The organism is Streptomyces sp. NPDC051173 (assembly GCF_040689515.1).
Lineage (GTDB): Bacteria > Actinomycetota > Actinomycetes > Streptomycetales > Streptomycetaceae > Streptomyces.
Map to the genome: position 1 here is coordinate 1 of NZ_JBFBBD010000030.1, position 16564 is coordinate 16564.

Genomic DNA, 16564 nt, shown 5'->3' on the forward strand with positions numbered 1-16564 from the left:
TACCGGAATACCACCGTGCGCATGCTCGCCATGGCCTTCCTGGTCGCCGTCCGGAGCCGGCGCATATCCGCCCAACCGACGGAACCCTCCCCCCGACCGTGAACGAGATCCGCCGCCTGTACGACCGGATCGTCCTCGCCCCCGCCCGCACCGCCCGGACCTGGCTCGCCCTGCACTGGCACCGCTGGCGCACCCGCCACCAAAGCCGGGCCCGCGCCAGCCACTACCGCACCCGGACAGGCCGCGCTCACTCACCGTGAAACCACCGGCTGTAGTACTAGGAGGTGAACAGTTCCCTGGGGGAGTTTGAGGACACCGCGCGAAGCGTGGTTGGGGGTCTGGGGGCGTGCCCCCCACGCGGCGGAGCCGCACATCAGACGCAGCCGGGAAGGGGCGGGTAGGGGAACAAGCCCGCCGCTGGGGGCACCTCCCAGCGGTAGCTGGGGGAGCCAGCCACCCGCACCCGGCTACCGCCCCTCACCCCCGCGCCCCACCACGCACGGCACCCCCACCCTCCCCCCGCCCCGCGCAGCGGACACGCACGCCAGTCGGTACCGCGCGTGCGACACCGTCGCCTCCTGCCCCAGCAGCGCCGCGCACTGCGCGATGCGCCGCCAGGTCCGTTCGGCGTCGTCGAGCAGGCCGTGCTGGTGCTGCCAGGTGAACTGGCGGTCCGCGAGCCTGGCGGCCGTGCCGGGCCGGGCGGGGCACTCGCGGTCGATGACGCGCCGCAGGTTCGCGTACTCCGCCGCGAACCACGCCGAGGCGTCCACCGTGATCCGGGTGGCCACCCGGCCGGGTATGACGGCGGCGACGGCGTCGGCCCGGTCGCCCCGGGCGTCGTCGGCGGGCGGCAGGCGGGGCGGGCGGGCCAGCCCGCGGTCGGCGACACGGGCCAGCAACAGCCAGGCGTCCAGCAGGCGTTCGCGCACGGCGTCGGCCTCCTCAGGAGTGATGCCACCGGCGCCCCCATCCGGGCTCGCCGCCGCGTACAGCCGCAGCAGCTCCGGCAGCCGGTAGCGCGGCTCGCCGGTCGCGTCGACGCCGACCGGGGTGAGCAGACAGTGGTCGACCAGGGTGCCGACCACGGTGTCGGCGTACGGCCCGCCGAGCAGGACCCCGACGACCCAGGACGCGAAGTCGTCGAGCTCACCGTGGGCGAGGAGCCGCATCGCGCGCCGGGCGCGCGGGTCCAGGGCGGCGCAGCTCGGGGCGAGCCGGGCCCGTACGCCCACGTCGTCCGCCTCCAGCACGTCGAGGCGGCTGTGCCGGTCGCCGATGATCTCCGCGAAGGTGCTCAGCGGCCAGTTGGGCCGCGCGGCCAGCCGCATCCCGGCGATCCGCAGCGCGAGCGGGAGTTCCGCGCACGCGGCGGCCACCCGGCCCGCCGCGTCGGGTTCGGCGACGACCCGCCGCCGTCCGATCATGCGCTCCAGCATCAGCAGGGAGTCGGTGGGGGAGAGCGGTTCGAGGCCGACCAGGGTCGCGCCCGGCGGGGCGGCGAGCCGCATCCGGCTCGTCAGCAGGAGCGCGGAGCCCGCCATGCCCGGCAGCAGCCGCCGCGCTTGCGTCGGGCCCGCGGCGTCGTCGGCGACGATCAGGACGCGCCGGCCCGACAGGCGCGTACGGAGCAGCGCCGCCCGTTCGTCGGTGGAGTCGGGCACGGCCCCACACGCGACGCCCAGTGAGCGCAGCAGCTCGCCGAGCGCGTCGTGAACGCCCTTCGGGCTGTCGGAGGTGGCCCCGAGCTGCACGTGGAGCTGGCCGTCGGGGAAGCGGTGGCGCAGCTGGTGTGCGGCGTGCACGGCCAGCGCCGTCTTGCCCACGCCGGGCTGGCCGCACACCAGGACGACGGGCGGCGCGGCGGCGGTCCCGGCCGCGTCGAGGAGCATGACCAGCCGGGCCGTCTCTGCCTCGCGCCCGGTGAAGTCGGGTATGTCCGGAGGGAGTTGGTGGGGTGCCGGGGCCGGTTCGCTCGGCCGGGGGCGCTCCGGCTCGGCCGGCTCGGCGCCGCGATGGCTCAGGGTGTCGTCCTCGTCGAGGATCCGCTGGTGGAGCCGGCGCAGTTCGGGCCCGGGGTCGACCCCGCACTCGTCGGCGAGCAGCGTACGGACCTGGGTATAGGTCATCAAGGCGTCCGCCTGGCGGCCGCTGCGGTAGAGCGCGAGCATCAGCTGGGCCCAGGCGTGTTCGTCCAAGGGGTCGGCGGCGGCCATGGCCCGCAGCCGGGGCACGATCTCGTGATGCCGTCCGAGCGCCAACTCCGCCCACACGAGCGAGCGTTCGGCGAGCCGTCGGCGGTCCATCAGATGAATGGCCTCGGCCTCCATCGCGGCCGTGGGGGGCAGGTCGCCGAGGACGGGCTCCTGCCACAGGGCCAGCGCCTGCTGGAGGAGGAGCGACGCGGTGTGCGGATCGTCGTCGAGCAACTGCTCGCCGACGTCGACGAGACGGCGGAAGTCGTGCAGGTCGAGCTCGCCCGGCTCCACGTGGAGCGCGTAGCCGCTGGGGTGGGTCCGCAGCCGGCCCGGGTCGTCGAAGAGGCTCCGCGCCTTCCACAGATACGTACGCAGCATGCCGCAGGCCGAAGCGGGGGGACCGGGCCCCCAGATCAGGTCGGTCAGCCGGTGCTTGGGCACGGGGCGGTTGGCGTGGAGCAGCAGGATGCTGAGCAGGGCGCGCTGCTGGGGCTGTGTGATATCGAGAACGTGATCGTCAGCGGTACGGATCTCCAGATATCCCAAGACTCGAAATTTCACGGTTCCCCCGGGATGCAGAGGTTGACGCCGGACCGGCAGCGGGCCACCGATGGGATCTGCCGACTCCGGGCGACGCTTCGGTCGCGCGGATTGTAGTCAGTTCGAGGGCACTCCGGATGAGGCGGGGAACCGGCCATTTGGCGATCAAGCAAGGACTCGCACCGGAGCCGGATCGGGGGTCACCGCGTGTCGGGGAGCGCTTACGTGAGAGTAGCAACTCCCTGACCGGCACGGCAGGTGTATCGGCCCGCTCCCGGCGGACGCCCCGTAGACGTCGCGTAGACGGTGCGCTCCTAAAGTCGACTGGGTCCAGTGGTCATGGACCAGCGGTGTCGACGGGGGGATCGTCCATGCGCGTTCCGGGCCGTAAGGGGCAGCCGCCCGGAGCGTACGACGGAAATGTGAATTCCGAATTCCATACGCTGGTCGATCGCCTCGCCGAATATCCCGGGCGGGAATTGTGGTGCTACCGGGGGCGTGAAATCGTCCGCCACTCCTACGCCCGGGTCCACGACGACGTCCTCGCCGCCTGCGCCGCGCTGGAGCGCGCCGGCGTCGTCGCCGGGACGCACGTCGGCATCCTCGGCACGAACAGCTACGAGTGGATCGTCGCCGACCTTGCGCTGATCCGGCTGCGGGCCGTCTCCGTCGCCCTGCCCGTCGAGACCCACCACGACACCCCGCCGGAGGAACTCCGCGCCGCGTACGGCCTCGGGCTGCTGCTGATGTCGCGGAGCGAATACACCCGGCGCGCTCCCGGCCTGCCCTGGACCGCGCCGCTGGACGACCCGGGCGCCGCCGTCGTCGCACCCGGCCGCGCCCGTGAAGTCCCCGGGCCCGACGTCTTCACGCTGGTGTTCTCCTCCGGCTCCAGCGGCCGGCCCAAGTGCGTCATGATGAGCGCGCCCGGCACCGTCGCGACCCTGGAGGAGTACGCCGTCCAGCTGCGCCTGGACGCGAGCGACGCCATCTTCGTGGTCCTGCCGCTCACCGCCTTCCCGCAGCGGCTCATGGTCTACCTCGCCGTCTGGCGCGGCTTCGACATCCGGCTCGCGGACGTGCCCCGACTGCACCCGGCACTCAAGGCGATGGCGCCCACCGTCGTCGTCGGCCCCCCGGCCTTCTTCGAGACCGTCGAGAACCGCCACCTGGCCCTGCCCCCCGCCGAGCGACGCCGGGCCGGCCGGCTGCGGCGGCTGACCGGGCTGATCCCCCTGCGCGGCGTCCGGCAGCGCGTGCGCCGACGGCTCTTCGCCGACGCGCACGCCCAGTTGGGCGGCCGGGCGCGGCTGCTGCTCACCGGCTCGGCACCGGCCCGGGTGGCCACCCTGCGGCTCATGGAACAACTCGGCTTCGCGCTGCACGAGTTCTACGGAATGACCGAGGTGGGCGTCATCTCCTGGAACCTTCCGGGCCGCACCCGGCACGGCTCCGTGGGCCGGCCGCTGCTCCCCGGCACCGTCAGGACCGCCGAGGACGGCGAGATACTCGTCCGCTTCGACCCGCCCCGCAGCGTGGGTTATTACGGTGAGCACGGCGATGACGACGTCCACCGCCCCGACGGCTGGACCGGCACGGGCGACCTCGGCCACTTCGACGGGCCGTACCTGCACCTCACCGGGCGCAAGAAGGCCGTCATCATCACGCGGTCCGGCTACAAGCTCCAGCCCGAACCGGCCGAGCGCGCCCTCGCCGGACTGCCGGGGGTCGCGCACGCCGTACTGCTGGGCGGCGAGCACGCCCATGTGGTGACCGCGGTCGTCTCCCTGTCGGACCCGGCCGACGACAGCGTGCGCACCCGGCTCGACCGCACCGTCGAGGACCTCAACCGCGGCCTGCCCGAACCGGCCCGGATCGCCCGTCTGTTCTGCACGGAGGAGGCGTTCACCGCCGTCAACGGGCTGCTGACCCGCACCCTCAAGCCGGACCGGGCCGCGATCGCCGCCCACTTCGGGAACCGCCTGTTCACCCCGGCGCAGCTCCCCGCGACGACACCCGCACCCAGGACGGGAGAGGCGCCATGACCCGGCGGACACCCGAGGACGACCCCGCGGCACGGGCCGTCGCCCTGATCACCGAGACCCTGCCGCCCTGGGCGGACCGTGCCGCCGTCGTGCCCTCGGCCCGCCTGCGCGAGGACCTGGGCCTCGACTCGCTGGCCAGGGTCGCGCTCGCGGCCCGGATCGGCGAGGACATCGGCGAGGCCGGGGAAGGCCACGCCTTCGAGGAGTTCACCACCCTCCTCACCGTCGCCGACGTCCAGGAGCTCTACCGCAGGCTGAGCGCGGCACCGCCCGCGGACACCCTCGGCCGGCTCGTCCTCCTGCTCGCCCGCGTCGGCCCGGAGCCGCTCGACACCACGCGCATCGACCCGGCAGCACCCCTGCGCGAGCTCGGGCTCCCCTCCATGGTCCTGGTGGACTTCCTCGTCCGCATCGAGACCGAATTCGCGTTCACCTGGGACGAGGACACCTCTCCCCAGACCTTCGCCACCCTCACGGCGCTCGCCCGCCACATCGACGACCGCACCGCACCACCGGCCACCGGCCGGCCCGCCCACAGGGAGCACGCTCCATGACGCCGTCCGGCGCACCACCCGCCCTCGTCACCGGCGCCACCGGCCTCGTCGGCGGCGCGATCGTCCTCGAACTGCTGCGCCGCACCGACGCCGACATCCTGTGCCTGGCCCGCGACAGCCGGCACGAACCCGCCGCCCGCCGGGTCCCCCGGCTGCTCGCCCGCATGGCCGCCGACTACGGCATGGACGACGTCGCCGGGCTGATCGCCACCCGCTGCCGGGTGCTGCCCGGCGACGTGACCGCCCCCGGCTGCGGCATACCCGACGCCCTGCTGCCCCCGGCGGCGGGCGAGGTGTGGCACGCCGCCGCCTCCCTGAAGTTCCGCGACCGCGACCGCGCGGAGATCGACCTGCACAACGTGACCGGCACCCGCAACGCCGCAGAACTGGCCGTACGGCTCGGCGCCCACACCTTCGACCTGGTGAGCACCGCCTATGTGGTGGGCGACCGCACCGGACTGCTGACCGAGGCCCCCGTCCCCGCCGGCTGCCGCGCCAACAACGCGTACGAGAGCTCCAAGATGGCCGCCGAGGCCCTGGTGGCCGGGGTGCCGGTCGAGACCGTGCGCATCCTGCGCCCCGGCATCGTCATCGGCCACAGCGGGACCCTCGCCGCGCCCACCACCTTCGGCCTCTACAGCTTCGTCGACGAACTGACCGCGTTCCGCGCCCTGATCGAGCCCCGGCTCGGCAACTACCTCGACCATTACCCCGTGGCGATCCTCGGCGACCCCGACACACGCGGCAACCTCGTGCCCGTCGACGCCGTGGCCGCGGCGGCGGTGCGCCTCGGCGCCGTGGGGGCGCCCGGCGGGATCTACCACCTGACCAACAGCGAACCCACCCGCCTCGGCGAGGCCCTCACCGCCCTGACCGGCGCCCTCGGTATCCGCGCGCCGCGCTGGGTCCGCGACCGGGCCGAACTGAACTCCATCGACGAGGCGTTCAACAAGGGCCTCGACTTCCAGGGCGCCTACATGCGCCAGGACAAGGTCTTCGACGCGTCCAGGGCCCGGCGGCACTGCGCGGACCTCCTCACCGTCCCGCTCGGCCCCGCCCGCGTCGGCGCGTACATCACCCGCTACCTCAAGGACGGCGCCGCCGAACAGGTCCGCGCCCTGCGCAAGGCGGCCGCCCGTGTTTGACTTCGCCGACCCCGCCACCCTCGACCTGCGCTACCGCGGCCAGGGCCGCTGCGCCACGGCCACCGGCGCCGAGCTGTACTACGAGAGCGTCGGCAGCGGCCCGCCCGTCGTCTGCCTCAACAACTTCTTCATCGTCGCCCCCGCCTGGCGGAACTTCACCTCACGCCTCGTCCGCGACCACACCGTCGTCACCTACGACCTGCGCAACCAGGGAGTCTCCAGCCCCGGCCCCGGCGCACACCACTTCGACGACCACGTGGGGGACCTGCGCGACCTCCTCGACCACCTCGGCCACGACGCCGTCCACCTGATCGGCACCTCCGCCTCCACCCTGATCTGCCGCGACTTCGCCCTCCGCCACCCCGAACGCGTCCGCGGCATGGTCCTCACCGGCCCCGCCTTCTCGCCGTACGGCCCGCTGCGCATGCGGCTCATGGCCAAGGACTGGCTCCAGCGCCTGGACACCACGCACGCCGCGGGCGTCTTCGACTACCTCTATCCGCTGGTCTTCACCGACAAGGCCATCGAACGCGGCGGCCGCGCCACCTACCTCGCGCTGCGCGAACACTTCCTCGCCCTCAACTCCGAGGCGCAGGTGCGCGTGTGCGTGACCGAACTCCGCCAGGCGTCCGGCGACCCCGCCCTGCTCGCGCGGATCACCCGGCCCGTCCTGCTGCTGATCGGGGACGGCGACCACCTGTGGTCCCGCACCACCCTGAAGGACGCCACGGCCCTGATCCCCGACGCCACCGGCCACGTCATCGAGGGCGCGGGCCACATGCCGTTCATCGAGGCGACCGAGGAGTTCGAGACCGTCGTGGGCCGCTTCGTGGCGAGGACATGAGCGAGGACATGAGCGAGGACATGAGCGACGCCGCCGGCACGGAGGCGGGCTGGCAGGCGGCCCTCGACGGCTTCGTGCCCGTGCCCGCCGCCCACGCCCGGCCCGAGCTGGACGCGGCCACGGCCCGCCACCTGCTGCGCTGCCCGCCCCCGGTGTGGGCGCGGCTCACCGCCGGGGGCCTGCCCGCGCGGCCCGCGCCCGACGGGGAACGCTACGACAGCCGCGACCTGTTCAACCTCGCCGTCCACTCCGGATCGCGCGTCTCCGTACCCGAGGTGGCCCTGTCGCTGGCCCTGCGCTTCACCCGGCAGGACCCCCGGCACTGGTCACGCACGCGCGCATGGGAACTGCGGACCACCCTGACCTGCCTACGTCACGAGGGGGAGGGGCACTGGCGGGCCTGGCCACCGGTCCCGTACGACACCCCCGCCGCCGGCGCCGGGCCCCGGCGCTGGTCCGGCCCCGAGGCCGTCCACACCCTGAGCCACCGGGTGCGGACCCGCGGCGTACACGCGCGTCTGGTGGGCCCGCGGCTCCGCGCCGAGACCGCCGACGAACTCGCCCGGCCGCTGCGCTACGTCCGCATGCCGGCCGCCGTCCGCGCCGACGCCGCGTGGATGGCGGAACGGGGGCTGGTCGACTGCGTCAGTGGTACGCTCTCGCTCGCGCGGCGGCTGACCGCCGCGGGATACGAGGTCCGTGGCCGCACCGGCTGGCTCGTGGGGCCGGAGGTCTGCGACCACACCTGGCTCGACGTCCGGGACGACGACGGGCAGTGGAAGAGCGTCGACGTCGCCCATCACCACCTCGCACGCACCCTGTTCGGACCGGACGCCGTCGCCCCCGAGACCTTCGCGGGCTCGCGCCCCGACCGCCTCGTGGCCAGCGCCGCCCCGCCCGGGGAGCAACTGTTCGCCCACCGGTGCCGTACCGCACCGGCCGACCTGGACTGTCGGATCTCAGCTGTGAGCCGGTAGGCCCCCGGGGCCGAGGAGGCGTGGAGAGACATGACGGAGGCGGAGAGGCTGCGGCGGCCGCGCGTGCCGGAGGGTGTAGGGGCCGTCGGGGCCGCCGGGGACACAGTGACGCTGCGGTCCATGGCACCGGTGCTCGTCATCCTCTGCACCGGGCTGTTCATGGTCTGGCTCGACACGACCATCGTCAACGTCGCGCTGCCCGACATCCAGGACTCCCTCGGCACGACCTTCACCGGCCTCCAATGGGTCGTCAACGCCTACACCTTGACGTTCGCCTGCCTGATGCTCGTGGCCGGTGACATCGGTGACGTGTTCGGCCATAAACGGGTGTTCCTCGTGGGCATCCTGGGATTCACCGCCGCGTCGGCGCTCTGCGCCGTGGCGCCGGACATCGGCTTCCTCCTCGCCGCCCGCGGACTCCAGGGCGCCTGCGGCGCGGTGATCATGCCGATCTCGCTGTCCCTGATCACCGCGCAGGGCGGCACCCCGCGGGTGCGGGCCGCCGCGGTGGGCATCTGGTCCGGCGTCGGCAGCCTCGGGCTGGCCGGCGGCCCGCTGGTCGGCGGCCTCCTCGTGACCCACTTCGGCTGGGCCAGCGTGTTCTGGGTCAACGTGCCGATCGGGCTCCTCGCCGCGCTCGCCGCCCTGCGGTTCATCACCACGGGCCGCGGCCACGCCGGACGCCGCATCGACACGACCGGCATGGTGCTCTTCTCCGCGGGCGTCGGCTCCCTGACCCTCGGCCTCATCCAGGCCGACGACTGGGGCTGGACCTCCGCCGCCGTCCTCGGCGTGCTCGCCCTCGCGGCGGTGCTCCTCGCCGGCTTCGCGGGCTGGGAGCTGCGCACCCGCGCCCCCGTCCTGCCGATGACCCTCTTCCGCGACCGGGCCTTCACCCTGCCCAACCTCGCGGGCATGGTCACCTTCTTCGGCATGTTCGGCGTCCTGCTGTTCCTCTCGGTCCACTTCCAGTCCTTCGAGGGGCTCTCCGCGTACGACACCGGGCTGCGCTTCCTCCCGCTGACCGCGGCGACCGCCGTGGCCGCGCCCGTCGCCGGGTGGGTGACCGGCCGCTACGGCGCCCGGCTCCCGCTCGCCGCGGGCTGCGCCGTCTCCGCGCTGGGCCTGCTCGCCCTGACCCGGGTGCCGATGGACGACGGATTCCTGGAGTACACCGGCCCGTTCGTCCTCATCGGCTTCGGCACGACGCTGGCCGTCACGCCCGGGACGATCGCGGTGCTCGCCGCGGTCATGGAGAACCGGGCGGGCATGGGCGCCGGGGCCGTCCAGACCTCCCGGCAGATCGGCGGGGTCCTGGGCGTCGCCGTCCTGGGCACCGTCGTCATCCAGCACTTCCGCGACAAGCTGCCCGGCGCGCTGGCCCACCTCGCGCTCCCGGACGGCGAACGCGCCCGCGTCGTCGAGCGGCTCTCCTCGGGCGGCCGTCCCGACGTCTCCGGGCTACCGCCCGCGGCGCGCACGGCGATCCTGGAACCGGCGGGCCGGGCCCTCGCGGACAGCATCCAGACGGCCATCGGCGTCGCCGCCGTCTGCAACCTCGTCGCGGCCGTGCTGGTGCTGGTCGCCATGCCCCGCCAGGCGCACACCCCGGGGAAGGGCGGCACCGCGTGATCGGACACCTGGGCCTCAACGTCCCCGACCTGCGGGCCGCCGTCGCGTACTACGACCGCATCGTGCCCCTGCTGGACTTCGAGACCTATTTCGGCGACGCGACACAGCACGCCTACCGGCCCGCGGACGGCAAGCGCGGCACCTACCTCTTCCTCTACGAGAGCGCGGAGCCCGGCGCCCACTCCCGCCACCGCACCGGCCTCCAGCACCTCGCCTTCATGGTCCCCACCCGCACCCGGGTCAGGGAGGTCGCCGCGGCCGTGGTCGCCGCGGGCGGTGAACTCGTCCACGCTCCAAGGGAGTTCCCCGAATACCCGCCGCCCTACTACGCCACGTTCTGGACCGACCCCCACGGCTTCCTCCTCGAAGCCGTCTGCCATCACGACCGGGAGTGAGCGTGGGCGACCAGGCGGACCACGACTACGTGATCGTCGGCGCCGGGTCCGCCGGCTGTGTCCTCGCCGCCAGGCTCAGCGCCGACCCCGGCACGAGCGTCCTGCTCCTGGAGGCCGGACGCGACGACGCCGTCCGCGCGATATCCGTGCCCGCCGCCTTCTCCACGCTCTTCCGCACCGAGGTCGACTGGGACCACCGCACCCGCGCCCAGCACGCGCTCGACGGCCGGGAGCTGTACTGGCCCGCGGGCAAGGTCCTCGGTGGCGGCTCCTCGATCAACGCCATGGTGTACGTCCGGGGGAACGCCGCCGACTACGACGGCTGGCGCGACCGGGGCCTGGACGGCTGGGGCTACGACGACGTCCTCCCGTACTTCCGGCGCTCGGAGCACAACGCGCGCGGCGCCGACGCCCACCACGGCACCGGCGGCCCGCTCGCCGTCTCCGACCTCCGCCACCGGCACCCGCTCAGCGAGGCGTTCCACGCGGCGGCCCGAGCGGCGGGACTGCCCGCGAACCCCGACTTCAACGGCGCCCGGCAGGACGGCGTCGGCTTCTACCAGGCCACCGTCCGGCGCGGCCGCCGCGCCGGCACCGCGAGCGCCTTCCTCCGGCCCGCCGCACGGCGCCGCAATCTGACGGTGCGCACCCGGGCGACCGTGCGGCGCGTCCTCGTCGAGCGCGGCCGGGCGGTCGGGGTGAGCGCCGAACTCGACGGCCGGGAAGCGGAGTTCCGCGCCCGCCGCGAGGTGATCCTGGCGGCCGGCGCGATCGGCTCGCCCCGGCTGCTCCTGCTCTCCGGCATCGGCCCCGCCGCCGAGCTCACCGCGCTGGGCATCGCCGTCGTGTCCGACAGCCCGCAGGTCGGCCGTAACCTCCAGGACCACCTGACCATCGGCGCGGGCTGGGAGGTGCGCGGCGTCCGCACCATGGAATCGGCCCTCGGCCCGGTGAACGTGCTGCGTTATGCGGCCGGGCGCCGTGGCCCGCTGGCGTCGCACGTGGTCGAGGCGGGCGCGTTCGTCGCCGCCGGGGGTGCCCCGCCGCACCTGCAACTGCACGCCGCCCCCGTGCTCTTCGACAACCACGGCCTGACGCCGCCGCCGTGCCCCGGGTTCACGATCGGGGTGTCCCTGCTGACGCCCACGAGCCGGGGGAGGATCACGCTCCGCTCCGCCGACCCGGCGGCCGCCCCCGTGATCGATCCGTGCTACGGCACCGGGCCCACCGACCTCGCACGCCTCGTCGACGGCCTGGAACTGGTCATCGAGATCGGCAACACCCGGCCGCTGTCCGGCCACTTCGCCGCCCTGTACGCCCTCCCGGCCACGGACCGCGGGGCGCTGGAGCGGTGGACGCGCGCCCGCGCGGAGACCCTCTACCACCCGGTCGGCACCTGCGCGATGGGCACGGTGGTCGACGCGGCGCTCCGAGTGACCGGGGTGGACGGGCTACGGGTGTGCGACGCCTCGGTCATGCCCGTGATCCCCCGGGGCAACACCAACGCCCCGACCATCATGATCGCGGAACGGGCCGCCGACCTCATCCGCGGCTGAGGCCGCGCCCGGCCCCTGGTCCGACGGAAACCTCCTGACCAGGCGTACGCCAGGCCGAATGCAGACGGCTTGATCCCTCCTTCCTCCGGTGTGTCTGTTTATTGCAGTGTTCTGAGGTGGTCGAGTGCCACTCCAGTCACAATCTGCACACCCGGAGCGCTTGAGGACACCGCCGCGCAGCGGTGGTGCGGACGACGACCACCCACAGCACCGACCACAAGATCCGCCGGACAGGCCCGCCGCGCCGTCACGCGCGCGGCAGCAGGCCCGTGGCCACCAGTTCGTCCAGGACCATGGCCGTGGCGGCGCTGACCCGGTCGCGGTCCTCGGGGCCCAGCCACGCCACCTCGGCGATCTCGCCGTCCGGCACCGGGGCGCCCGTCCCCTCGGCCGTGAAGCAGACCATCCGCACGACCGTACCGGCCGCCTTGCCGTCGGCCGCGGCCTCGACGGTGACCGCGTGCGCGATCGTCGCGGGGTCCAGCGTGACGCCGAGCTCCTCCGTGATCTCCCGTACCAGGGCCTCCTCCCGGCTCTCCCCGGCCTCCGGCTTGCCGCCGGGGAGGTAGAAGGCGGGCCTGTCGTGCGTACGGGCCGTGAGCACCCGGCCGTTCTCCAGCCGGATCCACGCGACCTTCTCGATCAGCCTGCCCGCCGGGGCCGTGCCGGCGGGGCGCTGTTCGACGTCCATGCTGCTCCTCGTGCGGGGTGACGGGCGCGGGCCCCTCGACGGCCGGCGCGAACCGCACGCCGATGATGTCATCACCGCGTCCGTCCCCGGCCACGTGGGGCCGGTGGCCATGATGTCGTGCGGCTCGGGCGCGCGGGCGCGACCGGCCACTGGGAGCGCGGGCATCGGCATCGCCCTGCACGAGCACCTGTGGCACCGCGACCATCCGCGCCTCATCCTGGCGCGTGACCGGATCCGGGGCCGGGCTCGACACCGAACTCCTGCCCTCCCCAGGCCTGTTCACCGCTCGGACGGGGCTGCTGTACGGCCTCGCCCACCTCGGCGGCCCGGGCTCCGCAGTGGCCACGCCACCGCTCGGCGCGGCGCTGTCCGGCGCGCTGGTGGACAGCTGGCCCGACGCGGCCGTCTTCCTCTTCTTCGGCGGGCTGCTGGGCCTACTCGCCCTGGCCCTTCCGGGGGACGGCGCCTTCGAGGACGGAGCGCGCGACGTGCATGCCGTCAGCGATGGCGCCGAGGCGGTGTGCGGTTCGGGCAGGTGAGCGAACGGCCGCGCGCCGCTCCCCGATGAGGGGGTCCGACTGCCGTGCCAGGGTACGGAATCCGGTCACTCCGATATGCCGTCACCATATGCCGTTGGGCGCGTAGTCAGGTCCGTACCGCCGCCCACTGGCGCTGTTGCGTTCCCGAGTGCCGGGCGTGTCGCCGGTGGCTCACCAGACCCTGTCGTACGTTCACGGTACGCCTTCCCCGGGGCGTCCGGATCACGGCGCTATTGTCACCGCATCGCAGCTGAGCCGCATCAGGGGGCGCGTGGCGCACGGACAAAGCCGTTTGCCTATGCAGCACGGACCGAGTGCGCCGTGTGCCTCAATACCTCTATCGAATGTATGGTTTTCGTTTTTACGCTCGCGTCTAGAGGGCACCTTCTTGCCAGGCCCGCCAGGGGAGAGGAGACGGGGCCTGGACGCACGGCCCGCCACGGGGGACGAGGGAGGGGGCAGTGATCCAGCCTGGGAGCGACCGTCCAGGGGGACACGGCGCGGGCACCGCGCCGCGAGGGAACGCGTGCGGGCGTATCCCTGCCTTCTCCGTGCCGATCCGCCGGAGAGCCGGCCTCCGCTCCGCCGAGGAGCACCCACCGCAGACCAGGACGGGCTTCGCCCGGTCCGAGCACCCCGTACCGCCACGTCGAGTTCGGCTCGGAATGGCCCGAAGGAGGCCGGCCCCAGATGCCACAGGACATCGCACTGGACATACCGTTCCCCACCAAGACGAATCCACGGGTGGACGCCGTGGCCGATCGCAACGAGCGATGGCTGATATCGGCTGGTCTGCTCAGCAGCCAGCAGAACATCGAGCGCTACCGGTCATGGAACATCGCCCTGCTCGCGGCGGGCTTCCTGCCCGACGTCTCCGAGCGGGAGCTGACCTTCGGCCTCGCGGTGCAGAGCTTCCTCTTCTTTTTCGACGACCTCTTCGACGGCGCCCTGGGCCACAACCCCGCGGCCACGTACGAGATCTGCCACGAGATGGCGGCCCTCGCGCGGCAGGGCTCCGGCTTCGGCAAGCCCGCCGTCGTGCCGACCTTCCCGCTGGCCCGCCTGTGGTCGAGCCTGTGGACCCGGGCCCAGCAGGGGATGTCGGCCGCCTGGCGGGCACGCACCGTCCGGCACTGGGAGGAGTACTTCCTGACCTACGTCTCGGAGGCCGTCAACCGCAAGAGCGGCACCGCGCTCGGCATGGACTCGTACATGAAGCTGCGCCGTGACGGGATCGGCAGCCAGGTCGTCCTCGACATCTCCGAGCGCTGCGGGCACTTCGAGGCACCGCCGGAGATCCACCAGAGCATGTGCATGCTGGAGGCCCGCGACATCACCGCCGAGGTCGTCACGCTCACCAACGACCTCCACTCGCTGGAGAAGGACCAGGCGAACGGCGACCCGAACAACGCGGCCCTGCTGCTGAGCAGGGAGCACTCCTGCTCACAGGACGAGGCCGTCGCCCGGCTCCAGGAGATGGTGCGCCGGCGCACCCGCCGCTTCCAGCAGCTCGTCGACGAGGCCGACCGGCTGTGCGACGCCTTCGGCTTCTCGGGGGAGGAGCGCGAGAACACCCACCGCTTCCTGGACACCAACCGCGCCTGCATGCGCGGGAATTACCACTGGAGCAACATCAGCGCCCGTTACAGCGACGTGGGCGTCCTGCACGTCATCCGCTCCCCCCGGATCGAGGACGTCATAGCCCAGACCGTCGACTGAGCGGCGCCCCGGGCGGCGGAGTGCCGCCGCCCGGGGCGCCGCCCGGCCGTCAGCGGCGCAGCACCTTGCGGGCCAGCAGATTGCCCAGCAGCTGGGCGATCTGCACCAGCACGATCAGGACTGCCACCGTCACCACCATCACCGAGGTGTCGAAGCGCAGATAGCCGTACGTCATGGCGAGGTTGCCCACCCCGCCGCCGCCCACGGTCCCGGCCACCGCCGAGAAGTCGATCAGCGCGACCAGCATGAAGGTGAAGCCCAGGATCAGCGGTCCGAGTGCCTCCGGGATCAGCACGGTGAGGATGATCCGCCAGGGGCCCGCACCCATCGACCGCGCGGCCTCGACCACCCCGGGCTCGACGGACAGCAGATTGCTCTCCACGATCCGGGCCACCCCGAACGTCGCCACGAGCACCATCGGGAAGATCGCCGCCTCGGTGCCGATCATCGTGCCCACCACGCCGCGGGTCACCGGTGACAGCGCCACGATGGCGATGATGAAGGGCACCGGGCGGATCACATTGATCAGCGCGTTGAGCACCGCGAAGACCAGCCGGTTCTGCAGGATGCCGCCCTTGCGGGTGGCGTGGAGGACGATGCCGACGGCCAGGCCGAGCAGCGCGGACAGGCCCAGGGTGACCAGCACCATGTAGACCGTCTCGCCGGTGGCGTCGACCACCTTGACCCAGAATCTGCTCCAGTCGACGTTCACGCGGCGGCCTTTCCGGCCGCGGCCAGTTCGGTGAGGAAGGCGTCGATCGCGTCGTCCGGACCGCGCAGTTCGAGCGTCACACTGCCCAGCGGGCGGTCCTGCACCTCGGCGACCCCGGCGTGGGCGACGGAGAAGTCCAGCTCGTACCGGCGCAGCAGCCGGGACCACTCGTGCGTGCCCGCGGCGTCGGCGGAGACCGGCAGGGTGACGAGCCGGCCGGTGTGCCGGGTGCGCAGCCGTTCCAGGATCGCGTCCTCGGGCACGTCGTGCAGCGCCGAGCGGACGAAGGAGGAGGTGACGGGGTGCCGGGGCCGGGAGAAGACGTCGTAGACACCGCCGCTCTCCACGACCCGGCCGTCCGCCATGACGGCCACCTCGTCGCAGATGCCGCGCACCACGTCCATCTCATGGGTGATCAGCACGATGGTGATCCCGAGCTCGCTGTTGACCCGCCGGAGCAGGGCCAGCACCTCGCCCGTGGTCTGCGGGTCGAGCGCGGAGGTCGCCTCGTCGCAGAGCAGCACCTTGGGGGAGGTGGCGAGGGCGCGGGCGATGCCGACGCGCTGACGCTGGCCGCCGGAGAGCCGCTCCGGATAGCGGCGCGCGTGCTCCGCCAGCCCCACGAACCGCAGGGCCTCCTCGGCGCGCGCACGGACCTCGGCGCGCGGCAGCCCCGACAGTTTCAGCGGATAGGCGACGTTGCCGAGGACCGTGCGCGAGCGGAACAGGTTGAACTGCTGGAAGACCATCCCGATGGACCGCCGGACGGCCCGGCGCCGTCGCTCGCCCAGCGCGCCGAGGTCCTGGCCGTCGATGAGCACCGTGCCGGAGGTGGGCACCTCCAGGTGGTTGATCAGGCGCAGCAGGGTGCTCTTGCCCGCGCCGCTGTGGCCGACGATGCCGAAGACGCTGCCCGCGCGGATGGTCAGGGACACCTCGTCGACGGCCCGGAATCCGGACTCCCGCCTGCCCTCGCGGGCGGGGAAGACCTTGCTGACGCCACGGAGTTCGATCATC

Annotated in this window: 15 protein-coding genes; 11 read left to right on the plus strand and 4 right to left on the minus strand. The window is 73.2% G+C overall.

Annotated features, from left to right (window positions below):
- The first annotated feature begins 98 nt into the window (after positions 1–98).
- Complete coding sequence (locus tag AB0435_RS17745) at positions 99–260, plus strand: hypothetical protein (RefSeq protein WP_366427376.1); 162 nt, start codon at positions 99–101, stop codon at positions 258–260.
- Positions 261–467: 207 nt separating this feature from the next.
- Here AB0435_RS17745 and AB0435_RS17750 read toward each other — a convergent pair whose 3' ends face one another.
- Positions 468–2759: a transcriptional regulator gene (locus AB0435_RS17750; protein WP_366427377.1), complete on the minus strand. Its 2292-nt coding sequence runs from the start codon at positions 2757–2759 to the stop codon at positions 468–470.
- 401 nt (positions 2760–3160) lie between these two features.
- Between AB0435_RS17750 and AB0435_RS17755 the strand changes: the two genes are divergently transcribed.
- The 8 genes from AB0435_RS17755 to AB0435_RS17790 are packed head-to-tail and all read left to right on the plus strand — an operon-like array spanning position 3161 to position 11886.
- Complete coding sequence (locus AB0435_RS17755) at positions 3161–4783, plus strand: AMP-binding protein (RefSeq protein ID WP_366004732.1); 1623 nt, start codon at positions 3161–3163, stop codon at positions 4781–4783.
- A complete protein-coding gene (locus AB0435_RS17760; protein ID WP_366004731.1) occupies positions 4780–5337 on the plus strand; it encodes an acyl carrier protein in 558 nt (185 codons plus the stop codon). Before AB0435_RS17755 ends, AB0435_RS17760 begins: the two co-directional genes overlap by 4 nt.
- Positions 5334–6482, plus strand: a complete 1149-nt coding sequence (locus AB0435_RS17765; RefSeq protein ID WP_366004730.1) for an SDR family oxidoreductase — start codon at positions 5334–5336, stop codon at positions 6480–6482. Before AB0435_RS17760 ends, AB0435_RS17765 begins: the two co-directional genes overlap by 4 nt.
- Positions 6475–7326: an alpha/beta hydrolase gene (locus AB0435_RS17770; RefSeq protein WP_366427378.1), complete on the plus strand. Its 852-nt coding sequence runs from the start codon at positions 6475–6477 to the stop codon at positions 7324–7326. The genes AB0435_RS17765 and AB0435_RS17770 overlap by 8 nt, the downstream gene beginning before the upstream one ends.
- A complete protein-coding gene (locus AB0435_RS17775) occupies positions 7323–8303 on the plus strand; it encodes a hypothetical protein (RefSeq protein WP_366427379.1) in 981 nt (326 codons plus the stop codon). Before AB0435_RS17770 ends, AB0435_RS17775 begins: the two co-directional genes overlap by 4 nt.
- A gap of 30 nt (positions 8304–8333) precedes the next feature.
- Complete coding sequence (locus tag AB0435_RS17780) at positions 8334–9935, plus strand: MFS transporter (RefSeq protein ID WP_366427380.1); 1602 nt, start codon at positions 8334–8336, stop codon at positions 9933–9935.
- Positions 9932–10330, plus strand: a complete 399-nt coding sequence (locus AB0435_RS17785) for a VOC family protein (RefSeq protein WP_366427381.1) — start codon at positions 9932–9934, stop codon at positions 10328–10330. Before AB0435_RS17780 ends, AB0435_RS17785 begins: the two co-directional genes overlap by 4 nt.
- 2 nt (positions 10331–10332) lie before the next feature.
- The gene (locus tag AB0435_RS17790) at positions 10333–11886 is read left to right on the plus strand and encodes a GMC family oxidoreductase N-terminal domain-containing protein (protein WP_366004725.1); all 1554 of its coding nucleotides are present in this window, start codon (positions 10333–10335) and stop codon (positions 11884–11886) included.
- A gap of 247 nt (positions 11887–12133) precedes the next feature.
- Here AB0435_RS17790 and AB0435_RS17795 read toward each other — a convergent pair whose 3' ends face one another.
- On the minus strand, positions 12134–12577 hold the full coding sequence (locus AB0435_RS17795; protein WP_366427382.1) for an NUDIX domain-containing protein: 444 nt from the start codon (positions 12575–12577) through the stop codon (positions 12134–12136).
- A 224-nt stretch (positions 12578–12801) separates the two neighbouring features.
- Here AB0435_RS17795 and AB0435_RS17800 point away from each other — a divergent pair, with 224 nt between their 5' ends.
- The gene (locus tag AB0435_RS17800) at positions 12802–13116 is read left to right on the plus strand and encodes a hypothetical protein (RefSeq protein WP_366004723.1); all 315 of its coding nucleotides are present in this window, start codon (positions 12802–12804) and stop codon (positions 13114–13116) included.
- Between the two features lie 690 nt (positions 13117–13806).
- Positions 13807–14835: a terpene synthase family protein gene (locus tag AB0435_RS17805; RefSeq protein ID WP_366427383.1), complete on the plus strand. Its 1029-nt coding sequence runs from the start codon at positions 13807–13809 to the stop codon at positions 14833–14835.
- A 49-nt stretch (positions 14836–14884) separates the two neighbouring features.
- On the opposite strand, the gene AB0435_RS17810 is transcribed toward AB0435_RS17805, so the two are convergent.
- Both AB0435_RS17810 and AB0435_RS17815 read right to left on the minus strand, forming a co-directional pair.
- A complete protein-coding gene (locus AB0435_RS17810) occupies positions 14885–15547 on the minus strand; it encodes a methionine ABC transporter permease (RefSeq protein WP_366004721.1) in 663 nt (220 codons plus the stop codon).
- Positions 15544–16563 (minus strand): ATP-binding cassette domain-containing protein, encoded by a 1020-nt coding sequence (locus AB0435_RS17815; RefSeq protein WP_366004720.1) that lies wholly within the window; start codon positions 16561–16563, stop codon positions 15544–15546. Before AB0435_RS17815 ends, AB0435_RS17810 begins: the two co-directional genes overlap by 4 nt.
- Between the last annotated feature and the right edge of the window lies 1 nt (position 16564).